The following is a 23,634-nucleotide window of genomic DNA, read 5'->3' as shown; positions in this document are numbered from 1 at the left end:
AAAAATGAAAGGATATGTGAGGAAACGCGGGAAGACATGGAGTTATACGGTTGATATTGGTCGAGATCCGGTTACGAATAAACGCAAGCAAAAAACAAAAAGTGGCTTTAAGACAAAGAAAGAAGCAGAAAAAGCATTAAATGAATTAAATTATGAAATTGGTAATGGTTTATGGATAGAGCCGACAAAAATAACTTTTACTGAATTTGCTAACGAGTTTCTAGTTAGTCATAAACCAAACATAAGACAAGTGACATTTGAACGTTATGCATCTACAGTTAAAAGGCAACTAATTCCATTCTTCGGAAATATGAAATTACAAGATTTAAAACCTATTCACGGTCAAAAGTTCAAGGATGAATATATTAAAAAATACAAAGTTTCGACAATGCGTAAAACTATCACATTTTTGAAACAAATTTTAAATCACGCAGTAGAATTAGAACTCATTAACAAGAACCCTTTTGAAAAGTTAAGTGTATCAGCTAAACGAAAAAGCAGTCTGCATGTTTGGACAGCAGCACAACTCAATAAGTTTCTTGCTGCTGCTAAAGAATACGATCGGTTTTATTACAACGTTTTTGCTTTTGCTGCTTTTACAGGGATGCGCAAAGGCGAAGTTTTAGGATTAGCAAGAATGAATATTGATTTTTCTAATAATGTTATTACTTTAAAACAAAGTGTTGTGGAATCGAAAGATGGAATAAAGTTATCTTTGCTTAAAAATGAATCTTCTTATCGGCAGATAGCTATTAATGATGTATGTGTTGAAGTGTTAAAAAGCCAAATCGAAAGAAATCAACAATATAAAAAGCTCTTTAAAAAAGAGTACCAAGATAACGGATTGATTTTTTGTAAAGAAAACGGAAGTATTTTCCGACCGACTAATCTAAATCGTCATTTTCGTAAAATTTGTAAGCTTGCTGGTGTACCAGAGATACGCATTCACGATTTACGCCATACACACGCAACTATTTTGTTAGAGTTAAAAGTTAATCCTAAATTAGTTGCTGATCGCCTTGGGCATTCATCGATAAAAATGACTTTGGATACATATAGTCATTCTTCTATTTCGATGCAGTCAAACGTTGCAGAATTGTTCGAAAAACGCGTAAAAGAATCATAATGTGGTCAAAATGTGGTCAAAAGAAAAGAAGCGCCCTCTTAAACACTGATACAAAGCGCTTCTTTTTAAATTACCACAATCCCGATTAAATTATGTCCACATGCATGACCTAATTCAGGTAAGGCATCATACTCTGCCATAAAGCCAATCACAGGACCGATTTTACCACTATCAAAGGTTGCTTTAAAAGCAGTAGGTAAATCACAAATTCCTGTTTCTACAGCGAATTGATGTTCTTTCAATGTATCAGTTAATATTTTGCAAGCTTTAAATTCCTCATGACCTAATTCAGGATTTTCGCCAATATAAATACTTATATTTTTAAATATCGATTCATTTTCATTAATTGCATCTAAGATGATTTGTTTCATCATTTTCGCACCTTTCTATCTTTCTACATTACTAGTTTACCAATTTTCTATGAAAAAGCTACTAAAAAATGTTTAAAAATAATTGTAAAAGTATATTTATGCATTATGGGTTAGACATTTACTTTAAATTGATAGGAACTATCCACAAAAAAACCGGTACATCCCTTATCGTAAAGATGCCCAGCGAATTTTTTGATTTATTTTATACCACTTATACTGTCCGTAAAGGTCTGATTGGTTCAACTAACCATCAGCTGGGGAGGAAGAAAACCCTCACTGATGGCAGTTTCACTTTATATTTTTTCCATAAAAAATCTCATTCATTTCCTCTGTAAGTTTTTCCGTTATAAAGATACGATCTGATGTAGATAGTTCATCTTCTTTATAGCCAAATAAATAATTATTTAAGTCAAATTGTTTCAACTTACATTTTGTATGAAAAATGTTTTCTTGATAAATATTTACATCAATCATATCAAATTGAGACTTCACATCGTCTGGAATATAGTTTTGAATGGAATTAATATCGTGATCGATAAAGAGTTTGTGCCCCTGTATATCCCGGGTAAATCCTCTTACTCGATAGTCCATAATCATAATGTCGGTATCAAAAGAATAGATTAAATAGTTTAATGCTTTTAAAGGCGAGATTTCACCACATGTAGAAACATCGATATCGGCACGAAAGGTACTGATTCCTTCATCTGGATGATATTCAGGATATGTATGTACCGTTATATGGCTTTTGTCGAGATGCATAACGACTGAGCCTGGAAGTGGTCCTGGTGATTCCTCAAAAACTTCCTTAGGTGCTTCTGTTACTGGTCCCTCTGAAACAAGTAGAGTGACGCTAGCTCCTTGTGGTTCATAGTCTTGTTTTGCGACATTTAATACATGCGCACCGATAATATCCGAAACATTTTTTAAAATTTTTGTTAGTCGATCTGCATTATATTGTTCGTCAATATATTGGAGATAAGCTTCCCGTTCACTTTTCGTTCGGGTATAACAGATATCGTACATATTAAAACTTAATGATTTCGTTAAATTGTTAAATCCGTGTAACTCTATACGCTGCTGAGGTGTTAAACTCATGTTTATCCCCCTTTTCCTAACATGTGAGTATTGTTATGTTACCCGAACAGGGAGTGGATTAACCAAAAAAATCACTATTCTCTCTTTCGTTAAAACGAGAGGTTAGTGATCATTTGGATTTTTAGAACATACTTAAATCATATTTTTTTGCGAGGATTTCTAATAACTTTAATCCTGCCACACTGTTACCTTTATCGTCCAAAGCAGGACCTGAAATTCCGATGCCGAAACGAGCTGGAACTGCTCCTAATATTCCGCCAGAAACACCACTTTTTGCTGGAATTCCGACTCGGACGGCAAATTCACCAGATGCATTGTACATTCCGCATGTTACCATAAATGTTTTGCAGATACGCGCAATAGAGGATGGCATTAATTGTTTGTTTGTTATTGGTTCTTTGCCATCTAAAGCGAAAACTATGCCAATTCGCGCTAAATCTAAACAGTTCACTTCAATAGAGCATTGCTTTGTGTATAAGTCTAATAATTCCTCTACATCTTCATTTATAATGCTGTGTTGTTTCATAAAAAAACACAGTGCTCTATTTAAATGAGAGGTTTCAAATTCGGATTTAGCCACCTCTTTTGAATAACTTATTTCTTGATTTCCCGACAGAAGTTTGACGAAATCAATGATTTTCTGAAATCGTTCTTCTACTGAACTACCTTTAATCATATGGGTAACAGCAAGTGCCCCAGCATTGATCATTGGGTTAAGCGGTTTTGATGGATTACTCATTTCTAGCTTAACAATTGAGTTAAAGGGATCCCCCGTTGGCTCATAGCCAACTTTGCTGAAAACGAATTCTTCCCCTGATTCTATGAGTGCTAGTGCTAATGTGATGACTTTTGAGATACTTTGTAAGGTGATTTTCTTATGAATGCAGCCTGCTGAATAGCAAGTACCGTCAGAATGATAAATTGCTACAGATAAATCAGCTGGATTGGCTTTACTAAGTGCGGGGATATAATCGGCAACCTTCCCTTTACTTGAATATTGTTTTGCTTCTAACAGAATGTTTTCTAATTCTTCATTTGATTGACAAGGCATTTTTTCACCAACTTTACTACAGATTTTTGCATACATTTTACCAATATGAGTTTAGTATACCCTTAGAAATGTAAAAAGAAAATGGTTACTATCTAAAGATATAATCTTTCCAATTCAGCAGGTGTTAATGCTTTGCTATAGAAATAGCCTTGGACTATATCGCATTGATTATCCTTAAGAAAATCGATTTGATCCTTTGTTTCTACACCCTCAGCGATTACAATGAAATTCATATTATGTCCCATATCAATAATAACCTTTGCTAAAGAACCTTTATGTCTTGGATGGCTGATATCATCAATAAAAGTTTTATCAATTTTAATCGTATCAATAGGCAGTGATCTTAAATAACTTAAAGAGGAATACCCCTTTCCAAAATCATCAATTGATATTTGAAATCCTAGTCTTTTTATATTATCTAATTCCCCTTTTGCTAATTCGATATTTTGCATGATGCTTTCCGTAATCTCTAATTCAATTTTTGCTGTATTTACTTGTAATCTTAGTACTTCTTGCTGAAGAAAAGGAAGGAAATCAATATACTGAAATTGGCGAGCTGAAATATTTATAGCCATTTTTACATCTTTCTTTCCGTTTGGGTCCCATTGCTTTTTTTGTGTAAATGCTTGTGTTATTACCCATTCGCCAATTGATAATATTAAATTTGATTCTTCGGCGATTGGAATAAATTCATCTGGAGACAAATAACCATATACTCCCATTGATGGAAGTTTCACTTTATTAGTTATCTTGTTCTTTTATTTGAGAATTTATTTTTATTAGAATAGGATGGGTGTGTTTGAAGAAAGCGAAAAAAAGGTAAACAGCAGGAATTACGCAAGCCTTCCTGCTATTTACCCTATAGCTCTAAGAAAGATTTGTTGTTTCTACTTGAATTCGAGGAGTATTCCATGTATCGAACCATTTTTTTGTAGCGGCAATAATGATAATAATCCCTAATATTAGCATGATGATGGAAAGCACAGCATTTAGCACATTATAACCTGCTGCTTCTGGATTTAAATAAACGTTCTTCACCATCCAAACACCGGCGTAATTTACGGTTACGAATAAATAGGCCATTGGGATTAAACATGTAAGCATATATCTTCGCTTATCAGCCATTTTTAGTATAACGGTTGCGCCAATAATAAGGCCGATTGTTGCCATTAGCTGATTGGATACACCAAATAGTGCCCAGACAGAGCTAATATCACCAGAGAATAAGAGGTATCCCCACATAATACATGCCAATGCGCTTGCAAAAATGGAACCAGGTAACCAATCTACTCTCTTAAGCGGTTTGTAAAATTCTCCGAGAAAGTCTTGAATTAAATAGCGTGCAGTTCTCGTTCCAGCATCAATGGCCGTTAGAATAAATACCGCTTCAAACATAATTACAAACTGGAAGAAATAAGAAGCAAGATGAGAGAACCAAGAGATTTCTGTGAATATATAGGACATTCCAACGGCTAATGTAACCGCACCACCAGTTCTGCCTTCTAAATCAATGCCGATTTCACGACTTAATTCTGGCAAGTTTGAAACACTCATCCCAAGTGTTTGAAAAACCTCTGGTGAGGAGTTTATCGCGAAATAATCACCAGGATGTAGAGCTGTAGCAGCAATAAGCGCCATAATACCTACCAAACATTCTACAAGCATCGCACCAAAGCCCACGACTTTAATATCGCTCCACTTATCAAGCATTTTCGGTGTTGTACCTGAGCCAACAAATGCATGGAATCCGGAAATAGCGCCACATGCAATCGTTATGGAAATGAAAGGCCATACTGGCCCTGCAATAACTGGTCCACCGCCATTTACAAATTCCGTAAATGCAGGAAATTCAATAGCTGGGTTGATGATAAACACACCGATAATAAGAGCAATAAACACGCCGATTTTCATAAAGCTACTTAAATAATCCCGAGGAGCCAATAGTAGCCAAACAGGAAGTGCAGCTGCAAAAAATGCATAAATAGGAAGAATAATAGCAAGTGTTTTTGTATCAAGTGTTAGCCAATCCCCAAGTACTGTACCTTGAATCATCGGTCCGACAAATACACCGATCATTAATAAGATGAAGCCAATAGTCGTACATAGTTTCAAGTTTCCCGTCTTTTTATAAAATATCCCCACTCCCATAGCAATCGGAATGGTGATTCCTACCGAGAACGTGCCCCAAGGATTTCTCTCTAAAGCATGCAGCACTACCATGGATAAACCGGCCATTGTAATTGTAATGATAAATAGCATCGCAAGACCTGTACAGAAACCCGCGACTGGGCCAAGTTCATCTTTTGCTACTTCAGATAAAGATTTCCCTTTTTTTCGCATACTAGCAAATAATACGACAGCATCATGAACAGCTCCCCCGATAACAGCACCAATCAAGAGCCAAATTAATCCAGGCAAATAGCCGAATTGTGCTGCAAGAATAGGTCCTACAAGTGGCCCAGCTGCAGCAATGGCTGCAAAATGATGTCCAAAGGTTACCCACTTATTTGTTGGTACGTAATCTTTGCCGTCATTTAATTCATGGGCAGGAGTTTTTTCCTTATCATTTAGTTTCAATACTTTTACCGCCATAAAGGTCCCGTATAAACGATAAGCAATCATTAAAATACATGCAGATGCTATTACGATTGTAACCGCATTCATTTTTATCTACCTCCTTTAATGGTTTTATTATAAAAAATGAAAAGGAGGAAAAAGCGTTTTCATGATAAAATGCAGAGAAATGATTTTGAAATGCAAAACTGACTGGATAAAATACAATGGTTTTATCCAGTCGGTTAAGTTATGTATTTCGAAAAGAATGAGGTTAAAATCCAAATAACAGCTTAATCTCTTTTGTATAGTTTCTACTTAATGGCACTTTCTCTCCATTATCCATACATAATAAATAGGTTGAGTTAAACCATGGTTCAATTTCGCTAATTTTTTCTTTATTAACCAAATAAGAACGATGTACTTTCATGATTGGGCTGTTTACTAATTTTTGTTCTAATTGCGTTAAAGTAAAGGTAATGACTAATTGCTCTTCTTCCGTAACAAGCAATGTTTTGCCATTTTGTGCACTAATATAGACAATCTTATTTAAATCAATGATCTTAATTCTGTCATTTGTCGTGACGGCTAATTTATTTTTTTGTATTGGAGTAGTGCTTTGGTTATTTTTTGATGTGTCATTCTTTTTCGTGCCTCTCCTATTTTGCAGTTTTACAATGGTTTGATTTATGCGTTCTTCTTCAAACGGCTTTAATAAATAGTCAACAGCATTCACATCAAAAGCTCGAAGTGCATACTCATCAAAAGCCGTAGCAAAGACTATTTCTGGTGCATTTCGTTTTTCTTTTATGCGCTCTGCTAAATTCATTCCGTTTTCTTCTCCAAGCTGGATATCTAAAAAAATAACATCTATTTCTTGATCATCTATTACTTGTAAAGCAGTATCTAAATCATCACATTCTGCCACTATCTCCATTTTATTGCTTCTTTTTAAAAGATACCTTAATTCATCTCTTGCTAATGGTTCGTCTTCCACTATTAATGCTTTAATCATCTACTCCCCTCCAGATCGTTGGTTCCTTAGATGGTAATGTAATCATCACCTTTGTTCCTCTATTCCATTCACTTTCAATCGTAAATCTCCCTTTATCTCCATATATCTTTTTCACTCTTTCCTGGATATTCCAAAGTGCAGTACCAGTACCAGTGCTAGAGGTGATATTTTTTTGACCAATCATGTAAAGAGTATCTTCACTCATGCCTTTGCCATCATCTTCTGTTATTAACACCATCTTGTCGTTATCTTTATAAGCACATATCGTTATCGTTCCTACTGTACCTTTTGAAAAAGCATGCCGAATCGAATTTTCTACTAAAGGCTGTAAAGTAAAAGGCGGAATAAGAACTTTTTTTAATTCAGACTCCACGGATTCATTTAAAATAAATTTATCAGGAAATCTAGCTTCTTCTAATGCTAAAAAGGCATGGACATGTTCTAATTCCTGACTTAAAGGGATTAACATATTTTTGGAACCTTGGATGTTACTGCGGAAATAGGTACTTAATTTGTGAATCATCTGCCGAGCCTTTTCCCCATCTGTGCGGATAAGCGCCGAAATTGTGTTCATGCTGTTAAAGAGAAAATGAGGATGGACTTGTGCTTGCAGTGCTTTAATTTCTGCATCCTTCAACAACTTTTGTTGTAGCTCTGCCTCTGCTAATTCAAGCTGTAAGGAAAATAACTTACTCAATCCTTCAGCTAATGTATATTCTACTAATTGAATGTTTTTAGGATTGGCAAAATAAAGTTTTAATGTGCCGACTGTTTTATTATTTGCTTTTAAGGGTAATAGAATGGCTGCGTGTAGTGGGCAGGCTTGATTGCTACACTGTATTTCATCTTTATTTTTGGCGATTAATATATTTCCTTCTCTTAACACTCTTTCTGTTAGTTTCGTAGACGTTTTTTCTAAAGGAATATGGTGATCTCCACCAAGGCCTTCATGTGCCAAAACAATCGACTTATTTGTTATAGACACAGCATCAGCATTGGTTGCTTTTAACATAATTTTAGCAACCTGTTTGCTAGATTCCGGGTTTAGCCCTTGCCGAAAGTAAGCTAAGGTAGATTGTGCAATATTTAAGGCAATATTTGTTTGTGCTGCTTTTGTTTTTTCCTCTTCTAAGAGAATGTTTTGAATAATATAAATAAAAATTAGCATCCCAAAGCCATTAATGACAATCATAGGAAAGGCAATAATCTTAACTAGTTCGAGTGCAAGTTGGAATGGCGACGCAATCAAAAGGATAAATACCATTTGAATAATTTCCATCGCAATGCCGATAATCACTGCTTTGCTGGCAGAATCTTGTTTAATGGAGTATTTCTTACCGATTAAGCCGGTCAATAACCCTGCCATGATGGTAGACAAGCCACAGGCTAATGCAGTAAAACCGCCTAATGTTAAGCGATGAAGACCAGCTATTAATCCCACGCCTAAACCTACTAATGGCCCACCAACCAATCCACCAATAGCAACACCCATAATTCTTGTGTTGGCAATAGCACTTGAAACATCTAATTCATGCTGCCATGTATGCGTGCTAATGCTTCCTTTTAATATTTCTACTCCAGTATAGTTACTAATAACTCCGAAGGCGCCAAAGATGAAAATTAAAGATAGTTTATCTTGCCATTGTGATTCATTATGGATAATGGAACGGAAAATCTTGATCCTCGACAATAAGAAGGCAAAGATAACTAAAATACCGACTCGTTCAATCATTAGTGGAAGTAGCTGTAGCAATATATTCCCCACCTTCCTATTTTACTCAACATCATTATAGTAAATTACAAGATTTATAGAAAGCCTTTTCAAGAGGTTTATAAGAAATTCTGTATATTTTTATTTCGACTCACTCGTATGATATGATTAACCAATAGGTGTGAAAGGTTGGATGATTATATGGCAGGAAAAAAATATTACGTAGTATGGAATGGCAGAAAAGCAGGGATTTTTTCTACTTGGGCGGAATGCGAAAGACAGACAAAAGGATTTAAAGGAGCATCATTTAAATCCTTTCCAACATTAGAGGAAGCAGAAAAAGCTTTTAATGAAGGTGGAAATGTAACAAAAACTGCTTCAAAAAGTACTACTTCTAAAAAGCAGGCTAGCACTTCTTTTGAGGCTATTGAGGAAAATAGTATATCAGTAGATGCGGCGTGTAGTGGAAATCCTGGCTTGATGGAATATCGAGGAGTAAATACGAAAACAGGAGAAGTTCTCTTTCACTATGGTCCTGTATTCGGTACCAATAATATTGGGGAATTTTTAGGGATTGTCCATGCATTAAGTCTACTGCAAAAACAAGGTAAGAACACAACTATATACAGCGACAGTATGACAGCATTATCTTGGGTTCGTAATAAAAAAGCAAATACTACATTAGTAAGAGATAAACGAACAGAGGAATTATGGAAATTAATGGAGCGCGCAGAAAAATGGCTAAAAGAAAACAGTTATTCAAATAAGATTTTAAAATGGGATACCAATAAGTATGGGGAGATTAAGGCCGACTTTGGTCGCAAATAACGAACTTTTTGTCCGATATGATAGCGTAAAATAAGCTTCTCATAAAAAAATACGATGAAGAAGCTGGGACATAAGTATTTTCAACCCAATACCCCCAAACGATTATACGTACATGCTAAGAAAGTTCGTATAATTGTTTAGGGTTTTATTTATTTTAAGAAAGAAGGTTTGTGGTGATCCCCGCAGCCTGAATATACTTCGCTTTCCATGGGGCAAGCGCCAGCCTCCCCGTTCCTGCAGGGTCTTGGACTTTCTCGCAGCTCCCATAGGAGTCTGCATGTATTCAGGCTGCTTTGTATTTCCTACTCATTATATTTTCTTTTAAAAAAATGATGGAACGAGTTGGTTTCGCTACTAAATGAGAGATTGTTCGTCTTTATCTATTATATATTTTGTTCTATCCCAGCCTCTTGTTGTGATTGAAATCTTGATTTTAACTACTTCTTATCTTAAAAGGGATAGATATTCAAAAGCAGTTAATCCATATACACTTTTAAAGTGTCTATTTAAATGGGTTAAATCAACAAAACCGCATTCTGTTACGGCTGCATATATATCTTTATTTTGTTCAATTAGCTGTTTTGCATATTCTACTTTACTATTTAGGAAATATTGGTAGGGAGAGGTTCCAGTATGAGTCTTAAACAATCTAATAAACTGAAATTTTGATAACTGGAGCTCTTTACATATCTCTTCTAACTTAAGTACATTTGCTAAGTTACTATGAATCATATCTTTTGCTTTTCTAATTAACACATTGTCTTTCTTAATGGATGAAGATGGATTTGTTTGTATAAGTCTATCTGTAAGTGAAAGTAGTAATTCAGCACACAGGGCCTCCTCTTTTTCGTTTAAAATTGCATGGGACAGCTTTAAAATTTTTTCTTCAAGTTGAACATCATAAATAATAGGTTGTGAAAATTGAATCAGTTCCTTTTTCTCTAATGCCTCTAATAGTAATTTTGGATCCAAATAGAGCATTACATAATCAAGACCTGTTTTATCATGGGCCATTCCGTCATGTGCCTGTTCTGGGTTGAAAAGCATTACTCCATTTGGATAAGATAACTGTAAACTACCATCTAAGGTATAGTGTTGAATTCCTCGCAATGTTACCCCTATCGCATATTCTTTATGAGCATGTTTTTTATAAGTAAAATCACGCATACTTGCTGATAGTGCCGTAATGCCAGCTGCTTTTTTATACAAAAATCTATCCATATTGTTCACCTCATAAAAGCTTGCCTACATCCAGTTCATTATTCCAGAATAAGCTAAAAATATTGCCATTAATATATTCACGATTTTCTTATGCCGCTGTAAAAAGCGCTTAAAGATTGTACCAAATAAAACCCATGTAATAAAAGCTAAAAATCCAATGATAGTGATCACAATAACTCCCATTGTTATGGCAGGTAGTTGCATATAGTTTGGCAATATAAAACTGGGAATCACGGTAATAGTAAAAAGAACTACCTTTGGATTAAAAAACTGCATAAGGAAACCTGACTTAAAGCTAGCTGAATGTTCAACGTTTTCTTTCGAAGAATCAGCTTTATATAGTTGATAAGCCAAATAAAACATATAAAAACTTCCTAGTATCTGCATACCGATAATTATTTTTGGGATGACCTCTATAAGCATAGAGTTTAACATAGCTGATAATACAAGTAGCAAACCAAAGGCAATAGTTGCGCCATATGTATATTCTAAAGCTTTTTTCGTTCCTTTATTATGCACGGTAGATAAAATGACAATATTAGTAGGTCCTGGTGTAAAAGTAACAATAACACAGTATAGTAAAAAAGCTGTAAAATCCATGAGCAAACTCCTTTCTTATGATTCTCATGGCATTATACAACGTCTTATTCATAAGCATATAGTACATTATTGCAGGTGAAAAACATGTTTAATTCCTTATTTAGCAAATAGTAGCTCTTATTTCTTTTTTACTAATTATTCACATTGATCTGATAGTATTATAGAATAGGTTATAGAAAGTAGCTACCATTATAGGGTTACTTCCCGTCCAAGCGGGGAATAAATGATTGTTTACATAGGAGTGAATGTTTTTGGCAAAGAAAGTTTATTTTAATCATGACGCTGGTATTGATGATCTAGTTTCTCTATTTCTTCTTCTTCAAATGGATGAAGTGGAGTTAATCGGTGTTTCCGTTATCCCGGCAGATGGCTATTTAGAGCCTGGTATCAGTGCTAGTAGAAAGATTATTGATCGATTTGGAAATGGAGCAATTGAAGTTGCTAGATCCAATTCTCGTGGAGTTAATCCTTTTCCGAAAGACTGGAGAATGCATACTTTTTATGTTGATGCCCTTCCGATATTAAATGAAAGTGGTGTTGTAAATGCACCTGAAAGCGAACTTTCTGCACATGAGCATTTAATCAAAGCAGTAAGGGAAAATCCTGACAAAACAACGCTTCTGTTTACTGGACCGCTAACTGATTTAGCAAGAGCTATTGAGATTGCCCCAGACATTCAAGCGAAAATTGACAAATTAGTATGGATGGGTGGAACATTTTTAGAGGTCGGAAATGTACAAGAACCTGAGCATGACGGTACTGCTGAATGGAATGCTTTCTGGGATCCTTGGGCAGTAGCAACCGTTTGGGCTAGCGATTTAAAAATTGAAATGGTTGCTTTAGAAAGTACAAATCAAGTACCATTAACCATCTCTGTACGTAACCAGTGGGCGTCCTTAAGAAGATTCACAGGTGTAGATTTTGTTGGCCAATGTTATGCAGCCTGTCCACCTCTTGTCCATGTTGAAACGAATTCAACCTATTATCTATGGGATGTGTTAACTACAGCAACAATTGGCAAAAAAGAACTTGTTAAAATGAAAGAAGTAAAATCAATCGCATTAACAGAAGCTCCATCCCAAGGGAGAATATTAATAAGTGAAGACGGTCGACCTGTTTCTGTTGTGCATGATGTAAATAGGGATGACTTTTTTGAATATATTACAGATTTGGCGAAGACTGCTAAAAAGGACTAATTAAAAAACCTATTTTTATGAAGTTTGTTTCTATTACTCGCAAGCTGAATAATTGATTTCCCCTTAAGAAAACAACAATTTATAGAAAATAGCCATTAAAAAAGACCATTTCCTCGTCCTATTTTTTTGAAAGTAGGAACAGTGTAATGGTCTTTTTACATTAATATTCTGCTAATGTTTCAATTATCCGATCTTCAATGTCTTTTCCTTTTTCTTCATCGACAAGGTGATTTAATAAAATAGAGAATATATATTTTTTCCCATCTTTACTCTCCATATAGCCAGACAATGAACTTACAGCGGTAAGCGTTCCAGTTTTAGCTAATACTTTCCCTTTTGTGTTATCAGAATTCAATCTATGTTGAAGCGTTCCGCCAACCATCCGATCTTCATTACCTGAAATCGGTAATGACTGACTGAAAGTTGGAAACCATGGCTCTGCCTGTACTTCATATAAAAGCATGCTTAGATCATCGGCAGATATAAAATCTATTGGAGAAATACCTGATCCGTCACGAATAAGCATATTATTTGGGTCAAGGTGGAAAGCCACTAATTCTTCTTCTAGTACCTCAATTCCCCTTTTAAAACTACCTTCCCCTTTCTTAACCACGCCCATTTCTTTAATTAGCGTCTCTGCGATTGTATTATTACTTAGTTTCATAAATGGAATAAGTAACTCAGAAAGTGGAATCGAAGAATGAGTTGTAATTATGGAAGCAATTTGTGGTGTCTTTCCTTTTTTGACCGTCCCTTTCCAGTGAATTCCTTCTTTCTTTAATGCTTGTTGAAACACGTCTAACGTGTATCTTGTAGGGTTATTAACGGAAATCCACTCTTTTTTTACGGAAGCGTTAATTGGTAGTCTTCCTGTAACAGTAACAACTTTACTGTTATGGTTCCTTTTTACTTTTAAGCTTGTTGCTGATTCTTTCGCACCTGTTTTGGCGTTATTTACAATGTTAATTTCATTTGTGTTAGGGAATGTATCTATTACGACCGGATCGCTTTCGTTTTTTCCAGGTTTTATTTCAAGTAATACAGTGCCAGCATCATATTCTTTATCTGGTGAAAGCGTTAATGCAGAGATTGGAGCGCCATAATAAGTGGTTTCATCGCTCCATGCTAAATCGATGGAATATGGCATGTCATCATACCACGAATCATCGCCTATAATATCCCCATCAATATAACGAATTCCTTTCTTTTTTATATCCTTAGATAGCTTGTCTAGATCTGATGCTAGGAGACTTGTATCACCATTTCCTTTTATGTATAAATTTCCTTTTAAACGGCCTTTATCCACCCTTCCATCTCCATAAATTTCCGTGATAAATTGATAATCTTCCCCTAAGACTTTTAAAGCGGCTGCCGAAGTCAATAACTTCATATTGGATGCAGGGGTTAAACGCAAATCACTCATATGTTCAAAAAGAATAGTTCCTGTTTCTTGATCCCGTATGCTAATTCCTGCTAAACTTCCCTTTAATTCAGGTTCTGTATTTAAAAGTGATTCCAATGCGGTAGATAATGTTGCTTTTTTATGATTTTCTGCTGCCAATGCTATCGGAGATAAAGGAATAGGTGTGCTGCCAGACAGGAAAATGGATAATAGTATTATAAGAAATAGTCCCTTTTTCAATAAAGGCATTTTCTCACTCCTTATCATTTCATTGTTCATTCATGGATAAGTTGGGCTAAAAGAATAGTCTGTCCTCATTTTAATAATTTAATCCTATTATATGCAGTCAGATTCTTAAAACTGACAGCCAGGACAATAAAAGCACTTTTTCGATGATATTTTTATCAACACTATTTTGTTCTTGCAGCGTGGACATATTTCTCCTTCTCTATCATATACTTTGCAACGTTCATCATAACTACCAGTTTTTTTATCGCCTACATAAAGTGGATGCTCCATATATCCTCCTATTGTAGTTGCTGATTTTAATGTTTGCAGCATGGAACGATAGAGCTTTCTATGTTCTGTTTCCTTTAACTTTTCTAGTTTTCTCATCGGCAAAATTTGTGCCTTATAACATATTTCATCAGAATAACAATTGCCAATTCCTGAAATGAAGTGTTGGTCTACTAATTTAAGCTTTATCGTTCCTTTTCTTTCCTTAAGTATATTTAGGAAAATTTCTTCTGTAAATTGAGGTTCTAACGGTTCTGGGTCAAGATCGCTTAGCATTTTGTTGCATTCTTTTTTCGTCAATAAATGAAGATACCCTAATCTTAATCCAATAAAGTATAAATGTTCTGCTCCAAATGATAACTGGACTTGAATGGTTCGTTTGGGCTTTTCCTCTTCACTCCCATAAAACATCCACCCACCAAGCATTAAATGTAATAAGAGAACCTTTTGATTAGATAGATGGAATAGTAAGTGTTTTGCTCTTCTTTCGACTTGAATAATGGAAGCATTGTTTAATTGGTTAATAAAAGATTGGGCTGGCATATTTATAGATTTATCTCGATTAATCGTAATAGAGGTAATCGGTCGACTAATAATTAATTCATTTAAGAGGATTTTATAGTTTTCCATTTCTGGCAATTCAGGCATCGTATCTTCTCTCCTTTGTATTTCCTTCTTATTTTTTTCCAGAATGATGAAAAACTATTTATCAAAAAAACAAAAAAACCATAGATAGCAGAAAAATTTCTTCTCTACTTATCTATGGTTTTCAGATTATTTTGTTGCATTCGTTTGTTTTTCTATGCGATAACCAAGTGCTTCAATCGCATAATCAATGCCTTGCTTCTAGGGTCAGTCCTGAATTTTACAAGTAAAAGTCCTATAAAAATCAACGAGGCATAATCATTTTGTGGATGTACTTACTAAATGATTATGCAGACAACTTTTCATTTAATGCAAATAAAAATAAATAAGCTAATTTTAATGCTTCCCCAATTTCCATCTCTTTTCGGAACCCACTAATTTTTTCTAAAGAAAAATTGAAATCCCAAAGGCCATCATTTCCATTGAACATTAAATGGTAAGAGGAATCATCTCCTGTTAAATGATTTTCCAAAAACGTTCGAATCTCCTTTTCTGCCTTTTTAGGACATTTTAACCCACATAAAATTTCGTATGTATCAAAAACAGAATCAACTTCTAAAGACATAGAATCAACGGAAACAATGTCAAATGCTTTCGTCTCTACATAGAGGTAAAATTCTATATTTCTCTCTAAATAACGTACTTCTTCTTTTAGAATCGTTTTTTGAACATTTTCTGTCACTACTTCGTCGGTTTCTTTATTGGCAAGCTCCATATACAAATCAGAAAAACGTTCAGCTGTATGTTCAACCACTATATTTTCGTCTATAAGACCTTCTTTTTTAACATAATTCAATTCCTCTTCAAAAAGAACTATTTTTTCTTCCGTTTGTAATTTTCTTTCCTCTAAATACTTATTCATTTCTTTTTTTAGCATGGTATGAACTCCTTTCACTATCACAACTATAGATTTTTGTACCAAAATTAAATTTTATCCGGCAATAAGACCCTTACCATAAGCTTGCGAAAAATCGAAGAAGCTAGGGGTTGAAACGTTCTCGTCAAGGTCGGATAGTGCAACTAACCATCAGCGGGGGATATGGAAAAACTCCCACTGATGGAAGTTTTCTTTATCTTTTTCCCGTTCGCTTTGTTGGTTTTGTCCATTTTTTTGTTGGAGATTGAGTTGAATTTGCTCTATTCTTACTGTTATTTGAAAATGGTTTACGTTTACTGTCACTTCCCTTTTTATCTGATGTGGCTGAGCGGGAAGATTCATCTTTATTTTTAGTAGAACTTTGTTTTTTGTAAGTCTTTTTCTGTGGTTTCTTTTCCATTCCTTTTTTATCTGAATCAGATTTTTTAGGTTGTTGGATTTTTTCGATTTTAATATCTAATTGATTTTCTATTGAATCTAACAAAGGTCTATCATCAGAGGAATAAAAGGTAACCGCATATCCTTCGGTGCCAGCTCTTCCCGTTCTGCCTATTCGATGAACGTAGGACTCTGCATCTTGAGGAATATCGTAATTATAAACATGTGTAATTCCATCAATATCTAACCCTCTTGCAGCAACATCTGTCGCAATTAATAATTGGAATTTTCCATCCCGAAATGCTTTCATTACTTGCTCTCTTTTTGTTTGAGACAAGTCACCATGCAATTGACCGCAGCTAAATTTATTTGCGAGCAATACTTCATATAATTTTGTTACACGACGCTTTGTTCGGCAAAAAATTACGGCCATATAAGGATTTGCTTCCTTAACTAAGGTCATTAACGTTCCCTGCTTGGCGCGATCAGTTGTATGTATACTTACTTGCTTAACGGTTTTTGCAGGTCCTTGTTTTGCTTCCACGGTAAAATATTCCGCATTTTTCGTATATTTCTTCGCAAGCTTTTCAACGTCCTTTGAAATGGTTGCAGAAAATAACATTGTTTGTCTTGATGTAGGGATATGTCTCATAATATAGCTAATCTCATCTAAAAATCCAATATGAAGCATTTGGTCTGCTTCATCTAGTACAAAATAGGAGATTTTACTTAGATCAATCGTTCCTCGTTTTATATGATCAATTAATCTACCTGGTGTAGCTACAACAATTGATACGTCTTTCTGTAAGACTTTCAATTGCTTGTCCACGTCTTGTCCTCCGTAAACAGCTAGAACCTTTACTGTCTCTTGTTTCATTTTCATGATTTCATCTGTTATTTGAATAGCAAGTTCTCTAGTTGGCGTTAAAATTAGCGTTTGAACGTGGTTTGCATCGGCATCCATTTTTTCTAGTATCGGTAGTACAAAAGCAAATGTCTTTCCTGTTCCTGTTTGTGCTTGCGCAATTAAATCTCCACCTTTAAGGAGTGGTGGAATCACCTTTGTTTGAATAGGGGTTGGATGTTTAATTCCTTGTTTTTTGAGCTTTTCAATGGTTGATGGAGACAATCCGATGTCTGTAAATGATTGCATTGTTATACCTACTTTCCCTTCGTATATACGATTTCTATTTTCTTATTTTGGCTTTTTCTACTGAAATTATCAGTTGAAATCTTCTTTGCAAAATGAAAAGACTACAAGCAGAGACGAACATGCAAACTCTACTTGTAGCCTGGCATATGCATATATTAATAGCGATTTAATTCTTTTATAATTTCCTCTAAGGCATCTTGGCTTTTGTTCTTTTCCATTTTTTCAATCATTACTTGCTTGTTTTCTTGAATTTGTTTTAAGGTGTTAAGGAAATGGTCTTTCGTTAAAGCTTCCTCTTCTATCATATAGGAGTAGCCATTTTCCGTAAAGACTTTCCCATTTAATATTTGATCGCCTCTACTTTGCTGTTTTGTTAATGGAATAATAAGCATCGGTATTTTTAATGCAAGAAATTCAAAAATCGAGTTTGATCCACCTCTTGTAACGACCACTTCTGTAGCAGCTAAAATATCAGCTAATTCTTCATAAACATACTCAAATTGTTGATAGCCTTTTATCCCAGTATGCTTTTCTGAAAGATTTCCTTTGCCACATAGATGAACGATTTGATACGTTTGTAATAGTGTTTCTAAATTATCACGAACCACTTCATTTATTTTCTTTGCTCCTAGACTTCCTCCCATAATGGTAAGGATCGGTTTCTGACTTGTAAATCCAAGAGCGAGTCTCCCTTTTGATACAGAACCAGTGAGAATTTCTTTGCGAATCGGAGACCCGATTGCTTTGCTTTTTTCTTTTGGTAAATAGCGTAAAGTCTCTTCAAAAGAGGTGAATATTTTCGATGCAAATCGCACCGATAATTTATTTGCCAACCCAGGTGTTAAATCACTTTCATGGAGTATAACGGGAATCTTAAGTTGGCGGGCTGCGATAACAACTGGTACGGATACAAATCCACCTTTTGAAAAAACAACATTTGGTTTAATTTTTTTCAGTACTTTTCTAGCGTCATAACAGCCTTTTATTACTTTAAAAATATCTTTAATATTCTCTTTAGATATATATCTTCTTAACTTTCCACTAGAAATGGGATGATAGGGTATATCAATTTTTTCGATTAAATCCTTTTCGATTCCTGCTTTACTACCGATATAAGCTATATCCCAATCTTGCTTGTTTAACTCATTAATAATGGCAATATTAGGCGTAACGTGGCCTGCTGAGCCCCCACCTGTAAACACAATTTTCTTCAAAATGTATTCGACTCCTATTCTTTGGTTCATTTTCGCAGCGAAAAAGCCAGATGTTATCTTTTTCGAATCTGGCTTCTAACTAGTTTAAATATATGATGGTTACACTAATTTCAGAATCTCTTCAATGGCGTATGCAACCCCATCATCATTATTACTTTTTGTAATATCACTTGCTCTTTTTTTGATTTCCTCAGGTGCATTTTCCATGGCAAATGATCTTGTAGAAACTTCAAATTGTGTTATATCATTCCCTCCATCTCCAAAGGAATAAACCTCATTAAAGGTAAGATTTCGAAGGTTTTCATAGCGACGAATTGCTTTTCCCTTTTGTGCTTCACTTGAGGTGATTTCACAGTTATTTGGAAAGGAGGATGAAAACGAAATAGTCTCCTGTTTTCTTAATACTTCTTTTACTTTATCAATTTTTTCTAATTGTGTTTCATCAACAACAGCTACTAATTTATATATTTTGAGATCTTTTAAGTGTAAAATAGCCTCATAATCTTGCTGATCAAACAGCGCTTGAATCTCATCCCAAGACTTTCCTCTTAACAGAGGAAGAGTACCAGGAAAACCGCCTTGGTTCGTATAAACAAGAACACCAACTTCAAGTTTTTGTAGTGTTTGTAGTAAGGTTTGATACAAATCAAGTGAGATTTCCGTTTCATAAAGAAGTTTTCCTGTTTCATCATACATCATACTGCCATTTAAGCAAAAAATCGGTAGCTCTAATTCCTTCACTCCTCTTACTTTTATAACATCTGCGTATTGTCGTCCTGTATTTAAAATAACATCTATATGATGTTGCTTAAGTTTTCGAATAACGTTTCTATTTGCTTCTGATATTTGATGATGGTCATCCAATAAAGTTCCGTCTAAATCAATGGATACACATTTCATTTTTCTTTTCCCCCTAGCAATTGCAACAATTGATCCTTCCATTATTGTAGCATACATTTTTCGTTTTTTTCTTTTTCTCTATATTGTTTTCGAAGCTTTTCATACTACTAATAATTAGTATGGTTTTTTATTTGTATCTAATGGTTCTAATATGGATTCAATATCTGCCCTTTTTGGCTCTAAAAATGGTGGTAGTGCTAGAGATTCACCTAGATGTTCCAGTTCTTCATCTGTCGCAAAACCAGGTCCATCTGTTGCAATTTCAAATAAGATACCATTTGGTTCTCTGAAATAAAGAGACTTAAAATAAAAACGATCTACAAAACCTGAATTTTGAAAACGTGCATCATTTATTTTTTAAATCCATTGATAGAGTTCGTCTTCATTGTCCGCCCGTAAAGCTACGTGATGAACACCGCCTCTGCCAAGTCGCTGTACTTTCAAGTCAGTGCGTTCCTCTAGGTGAATTTCCGCCCCAGAACCTCCCTCACCAGTTTCGAACACCATTATATGTTGTTGATTCTCAATTGTGGATGGAAAGCTATTTTTTAAGCGAAATCCCAGCAAATCTGTTAATACGCGAATAGTCGATTCTGTGCGGCGTACAGTTAATTGTACGGGTCCAAGTCCTGTAATCGCAAATTCTGTTGGAACTGGACTTTTATCCCATGGAATACCGGATTTTACACCGTTATCGTTTTCATCGGATACTAAGAAAAAGCGTTGTGTTTCAAAGTCTCTAAATTCTAACGTTAATCTGCCTGCTCTTTCGCTAATTTCTCCATGTTTTACACCATAATCATCGAAGCGTTTCAGCCAAAATTCTAACGCTTTATTACTTGGAACACGTAAAGAAGTTGCAGAAATGCTGCTCACTCCTTCTCTGTTGGGGGCCATATGTGGAATTTCAAAAAAAGTCAACTCTGTTCCCGGATTCCCCTGTTCATCTCCATAAAATAAATGATAGACAGATGGATTATCTTGATTAACTGTTTTCTTTATAAGGCGAAGACCTAAAATATCGGTATAAAATGGATAGTTCTCTTTTGCTTTCGCTGTCATGGCAGAAACGTGATGAATTCCTTTTAAATTCATATGAAGTTTCCTCCTTCTATGTATGTATGAATAACTTTCTACTTGTTTGAAAGTTATAATCTAACTATAGGTACAAGAAAATGATAGTTGCAGACGAAAAAGGGCATCTGCACCATAGTGAAGTGTTTTTACTCATCTTTCAACAATGGTAGCATTAATAGGATGCCCGTTTATTTAGGGTTATATTTGTATATCAAGTTGTACTGGACAATGATCGCTTCCCATTACATCGCAATGAATATTAACATCTGTTATATTATCTTTTAGTTGATTAGAAACGATAAAATAGTCGATTCTCCAGCCGATATTTCTTTCCCTTACTTTAGCCATATAGCTCCACCATGTGTACACATCTGTTCGCTCTGGATATAAATGTCTAAAGCTATCAACAAATCCTAATTCTAATAAACTGGTCATTTCATTTCTTTCTTCTGTTGTGAATCCCGAATTCCCTATATTTGGTTTCGGATTTTTCAAATCAATTTCTTGATGAGCAACGTTTAAATCACCACAATAAATGACTGGTTTGATTGCCTCTAATGATAAAATATATTGTTTTAGTTGCTTTTCCCATCCTACTCGATAAGATAATCTACTTAAATCACGTTTCGAATTAGGTGTATAAACATTTAATAGAAAGAAGTTTTCAAATTCTAAGGTAATGGCTCTTCCTTCTAATTCTTCAAAATCTTCTCCAACTCCATATGTTACAGCAAGCGGTTTTTCTTTTGTGAAGACAGCAGTCCCTGAATAGCCTTTTCTTTCTGCATAATTCCAAAACTGATGGTAGCCCTCTAACTCTAATTTAATTTGTCCTTCTTGTAGTTTTGTTTCTTGCAGGCAAAAGATATCTGCATCTATTTGTTGAAAGAAATCTATAAAGCCTTTTTTCACACAGGCTCTAATTCCATTCACATTCCAAGTTACTAATTTCATCTAATTCTCCTCACTATATCAATCTTCTAATAAATAAGACTATCACGAAATAGAGATTCGATAAAGGATAATATCTTGGCAGAAAAAGTTACGATCCATTCTTATATTTAGTGAGTTTAACTAAGTTGTATTACCACGTGATTATTTGTAATGCTGGATGCAAAAAAATTCATAACTAATTCAGTTATTGGAGAACTGCTAAATAAAATAGTAAATCGCCTAGTTACACTCGCCTTTGACTTTTATGCTGTAACATGGCAATTTACCTTATTTTTTAATTAACATAATGTTATTATGATAAACTCAATTGCCCTTTACTAAATTTTCGGTAGAATGCTGATAAAGAAGTTGATTAATTCCTTCTTTTATTTCATATCCGTACATTGGCATTCCATGTCCTGAATATAAAATATGTGGATCAAGTGCTAATAATTTTTCTATTGATGTGAAGCTAGTTTCTACATTCGGTGTGAAGTATGCTGGCGGTCCATGAATTTCTTTTTTCTGCATTAACACGGCAAATAACGACTCTTGTCTAACGGTAATAAGTGCATCCCCTGCTAATAGCAGACCGTCTTTTTCTCTAAATAGGGAGATATGACCATCCGTATGTCCCGGTGTATGGAGCCATTTCCATCCTTCTAAAAAGTATAAGGAATCTTCAGCTGAAATCACTTTTATATTGGAATGAAAAGCAATTCCATCGCGTGGATAAAGTGGGGAAAGAAAAGACATCATCCCCTTTTCTTTAAATGGTGTGGGAGGAGGATATTTTTTCTCACTTTCTAAATAGGACATTTCTTTTTCATGAATATATACGGGAACATCCCATTCTCTCACTAATGTTTGCAGTGCTCCGATATGGTCGAAATGTGCATGTGTTAAAATAATTGCTAACGGTTTTTTATCTTTAAAAAGCTTCTTTGAATTTTTCAAAATGAATGGAGCAGAAAATGGAACTCCTGTATCAATAAGTACCCACTCTTCCTTTGTTTCCCCTAATCCAGCAATATACGCAATATTGGCTATGGCTGTTCGATAGCCATAAACATTTTCTGCAATCTTCATCTAAGGAGACCTCCTTCTTACTTATAGTGTGACCAAATGAAAGAAAGAAACACATCGATTTTTCCTCTTTGTTAATCCTGCCTTCGTAGTGTAAATATGACTTGTAAGAGAAAATGATTGATAATTCAAATGAAACAGTGTACTATACAGTTAATTAAATAGTTATGGTTACACATTAAGTGTGATCGCCTTCGGGGTCGGGTGAAATTCCCAACCGGCGGTGATGAGTATCGGTATACTCTAAGCCCGTGACCCGTTTTATATTTAATATTGACTCCTACTATTCATTTGTTAATAATATTTTTAGCAGTGAATCAGTTTACATATGGTCAATACATAAAACGGTGGATTTGGTGAGAAACCAAAGCCGACAGTATAGTCTGGATGGGAGAAGGCAAAATTCATGACCAAAGTATATGCTTTATAGAATTCGTCAAGGAAGTTTTTTCTTGTCTGCTATAGGTTTGTTTTGTTATATTTTTACGGTTTGTTCAACCAAATTGCCACATATTTATACTTGTAATATGGAGAGTAGCGGCAATCGGCAGCGACTGGTAGCCAATATAACGTAAAACAATTTAGCCTTTCTATAATGCAATATGTTTATTTAAGTATACAATGACCCCGTATAATTTTTTTATACGGGGTTTTTTATTTGGTATTTTATTTAAAGTTTAGTTTAT

Annotated in this window: 19 protein-coding genes, 2 pseudogenes and 1 riboswitch; of the genes and pseudogenes, 3 read left to right on the top strand and 18 right to left on the bottom strand. The window is 34.8% G+C overall.

The window, feature by feature from the left end:
- Window positions 1–4: 4 nt before the first annotated feature.
- Window positions 5–1,126, top strand: coding sequence for a site-specific integrase (locus NKG37_RS19725; protein ID WP_254415168.1), 1,122 nt, complete (start codon window positions 5–7; stop codon window positions 1,124–1,126).
- A 68-nt stretch (window positions 1,127–1,194) separates the two neighbouring features.
- On the opposite strand, the pseudogene NKG37_RS19720 reads toward NKG37_RS19725, so the two are convergent.
- The 7 genes and pseudogenes from NKG37_RS19720 to NKG37_RS19690 all read right to left on the bottom strand — a co-directional run.
- Window positions 1,195–1,497: pseudogene (locus NKG37_RS19720) on the bottom strand (amidohydrolase); the annotation flags it as partial.
- A gap of 288 nt (window positions 1,498–1,785) precedes the next feature.
- The gene (gene speD, locus NKG37_RS19715; protein ID WP_101731152.1) at window positions 1,786–2,592 is read right to left on the bottom strand and encodes an adenosylmethionine decarboxylase; all 807 of its coding nucleotides are present in this window, start codon (window positions 2,590–2,592) and stop codon (window positions 1,786–1,788) included.
- A gap of 121 nt (window positions 2,593–2,713) precedes the next feature.
- Window positions 2,714–3,643, bottom strand: coding sequence for a glutaminase A (glsA, locus tag NKG37_RS19710; protein WP_169188603.1), 930 nt, complete (start codon window positions 3,641–3,643; stop codon window positions 2,714–2,716).
- A gap of 92 nt (window positions 3,644–3,735) precedes the next feature.
- The gene (locus tag NKG37_RS19705) at window positions 3,736–4,380 is read right to left on the bottom strand and encodes an EAL domain-containing protein (protein WP_145999716.1); all 645 of its coding nucleotides are present in this window, start codon (window positions 4,378–4,380) and stop codon (window positions 3,736–3,738) included.
- Window positions 4,381–4,510: 130 nt separating this feature from the next.
- Window positions 4,511–6,307, bottom strand: a complete 1,797-nt coding sequence (gene cstA / locus NKG37_RS19700; RefSeq protein WP_254415167.1) for a carbon starvation protein CstA — start codon at window positions 6,305–6,307, stop codon at window positions 4,511–4,513.
- A gap of 163 nt (window positions 6,308–6,470) precedes the next feature.
- Complete coding sequence (locus NKG37_RS19695) at window positions 6,471–7,211, bottom strand: LytR/AlgR family response regulator transcription factor (protein WP_016203727.1); 741 nt, start codon at window positions 7,209–7,211, stop codon at window positions 6,471–6,473.
- Complete coding sequence (locus NKG37_RS19690; protein ID WP_016203728.1) at window positions 7,204–8,964, bottom strand: sensor histidine kinase; 1,761 nt, start codon at window positions 8,962–8,964, stop codon at window positions 7,204–7,206. Before NKG37_RS19690 ends, NKG37_RS19695 begins: the two co-directional genes overlap by 8 nt.
- Window positions 8,965–9,123: 159 nt before the next feature.
- On the opposite strand from NKG37_RS19690, the gene NKG37_RS19685 reads away from it, so the two are divergent.
- Complete coding sequence (locus NKG37_RS19685; protein ID WP_169189678.1) at window positions 9,124–9,750, top strand: ribonuclease H1 domain-containing protein; 627 nt, start codon at window positions 9,124–9,126, stop codon at window positions 9,748–9,750.
- A 444-nt stretch (window positions 9,751–10,194) separates the two neighbouring features.
- Here the strand turns inward: NKG37_RS19685 and NKG37_RS19680 are convergent, their stop codons facing one another.
- Both NKG37_RS19680 and NKG37_RS19675 read right to left on the bottom strand, forming a co-directional pair.
- Entirely contained in the window at window positions 10,195–10,971 is a 777-nt protein-coding gene (locus NKG37_RS19680) for an AraC family transcriptional regulator (protein WP_016203730.1), read from the bottom strand.
- Window positions 10,972–10,995: 24 nt separating this feature from the next.
- Window positions 10,996–11,571: a LysE family translocator gene (locus tag NKG37_RS19675; protein ID WP_254415166.1), complete on the bottom strand. Its 576-nt coding sequence runs from the start codon at window positions 11,569–11,571 to the stop codon at window positions 10,996–10,998.
- 251 nt (window positions 11,572–11,822) lie between these two features.
- Here NKG37_RS19675 and NKG37_RS19670 point away from each other — a divergent pair, with 251 nt between their 5' ends.
- The gene (locus NKG37_RS19670; protein WP_254415165.1) at window positions 11,823–12,767 is read left to right on the top strand and encodes a nucleoside hydrolase; all 945 of its coding nucleotides are present in this window, start codon (window positions 11,823–11,825) and stop codon (window positions 12,765–12,767) included.
- A gap of 160 nt (window positions 12,768–12,927) precedes the next feature.
- On the opposite strand, the gene dacB is transcribed toward NKG37_RS19670, so the two are convergent.
- From dacB to NKG37_RS19625, 9 genes and pseudogenes are all read right to left on the bottom strand, one after another.
- Complete coding sequence (gene dacB, locus NKG37_RS19665; RefSeq protein WP_254415164.1) at window positions 12,928–14,418, bottom strand: D-alanyl-D-alanine carboxypeptidase/D-alanyl-D-alanine endopeptidase; 1,491 nt, start codon at window positions 14,416–14,418, stop codon at window positions 12,928–12,930.
- A gap of 105 nt (window positions 14,419–14,523) precedes the next feature.
- Window positions 14,524–15,333, bottom strand: a complete 810-nt coding sequence (locus NKG37_RS19660) for an Fpg/Nei family DNA glycosylase (RefSeq protein WP_254415163.1) — start codon at window positions 15,331–15,333, stop codon at window positions 14,524–14,526.
- Between the two features lie 283 nt (window positions 15,334–15,616).
- Window positions 15,617–16,207, bottom strand: coding sequence for a branched-chain amino acid aminotransferase (locus NKG37_RS19655; protein WP_169188598.1), 591 nt, complete (start codon window positions 16,205–16,207; stop codon window positions 15,617–15,619).
- A gap of 193 nt (window positions 16,208–16,400) precedes the next feature.
- A complete protein-coding gene (locus tag NKG37_RS19650; RefSeq protein ID WP_016203736.1) occupies window positions 16,401–17,738 on the bottom strand; it encodes a DEAD/DEAH box helicase in 1,338 nt (445 codons plus the stop codon).
- Window positions 17,739–17,893: 155 nt separating this feature from the next.
- Window positions 17,894–18,952 carry an undecaprenyldiphospho-muramoylpentapeptide beta-N-acetylglucosaminyltransferase gene (locus NKG37_RS19645; RefSeq protein WP_016203737.1) on the bottom strand — a complete coding sequence of 353 codons (1,059 nt, stop codon included), beginning with the start codon at window positions 18,950–18,952 and terminating at the stop codon, window positions 17,894–17,896.
- Between the two features lie 99 nt (window positions 18,953–19,051).
- The gene (locus NKG37_RS19640) at window positions 19,052–19,852 is read right to left on the bottom strand and encodes an HAD family hydrolase (protein ID WP_169189677.1); all 801 of its coding nucleotides are present in this window, start codon (window positions 19,850–19,852) and stop codon (window positions 19,052–19,054) included.
- 114 nt (window positions 19,853–19,966) lie between these two features.
- A pseudogene (locus NKG37_RS19635) lies at window positions 19,967–20,947 on the bottom strand (ring-cleaving dioxygenase).
- A gap of 180 nt (window positions 20,948–21,127) precedes the next feature.
- Window positions 21,128–21,883, bottom strand: coding sequence for an exodeoxyribonuclease III (locus NKG37_RS19630; protein ID WP_169188595.1), 756 nt, complete (start codon window positions 21,881–21,883; stop codon window positions 21,128–21,130).
- A gap of 303 nt (window positions 21,884–22,186) precedes the next feature.
- Window positions 22,187–22,951, bottom strand: coding sequence for an MBL fold metallo-hydrolase (locus NKG37_RS19625; protein WP_254415162.1), 765 nt, complete (start codon window positions 22,949–22,951; stop codon window positions 22,187–22,189).
- Between the two features lie 183 nt (window positions 22,952–23,134).
- Window positions 23,135–23,351, top strand: a riboswitch (FMN riboswitch).
- Window positions 23,352–23,634: the final 283 nt, after the last annotated feature.

This window comes from Niallia sp. RD1 (assembly GCF_024219955.1).
GTDB lineage: Bacteria > Bacillota > Bacilli > Bacillales > Cytobacillaceae > Niallia > Niallia alba.
Note: the sequence above shows the minus strand (reverse complement) of the source record. Positions and strands in the feature narration are given on the sequence as shown.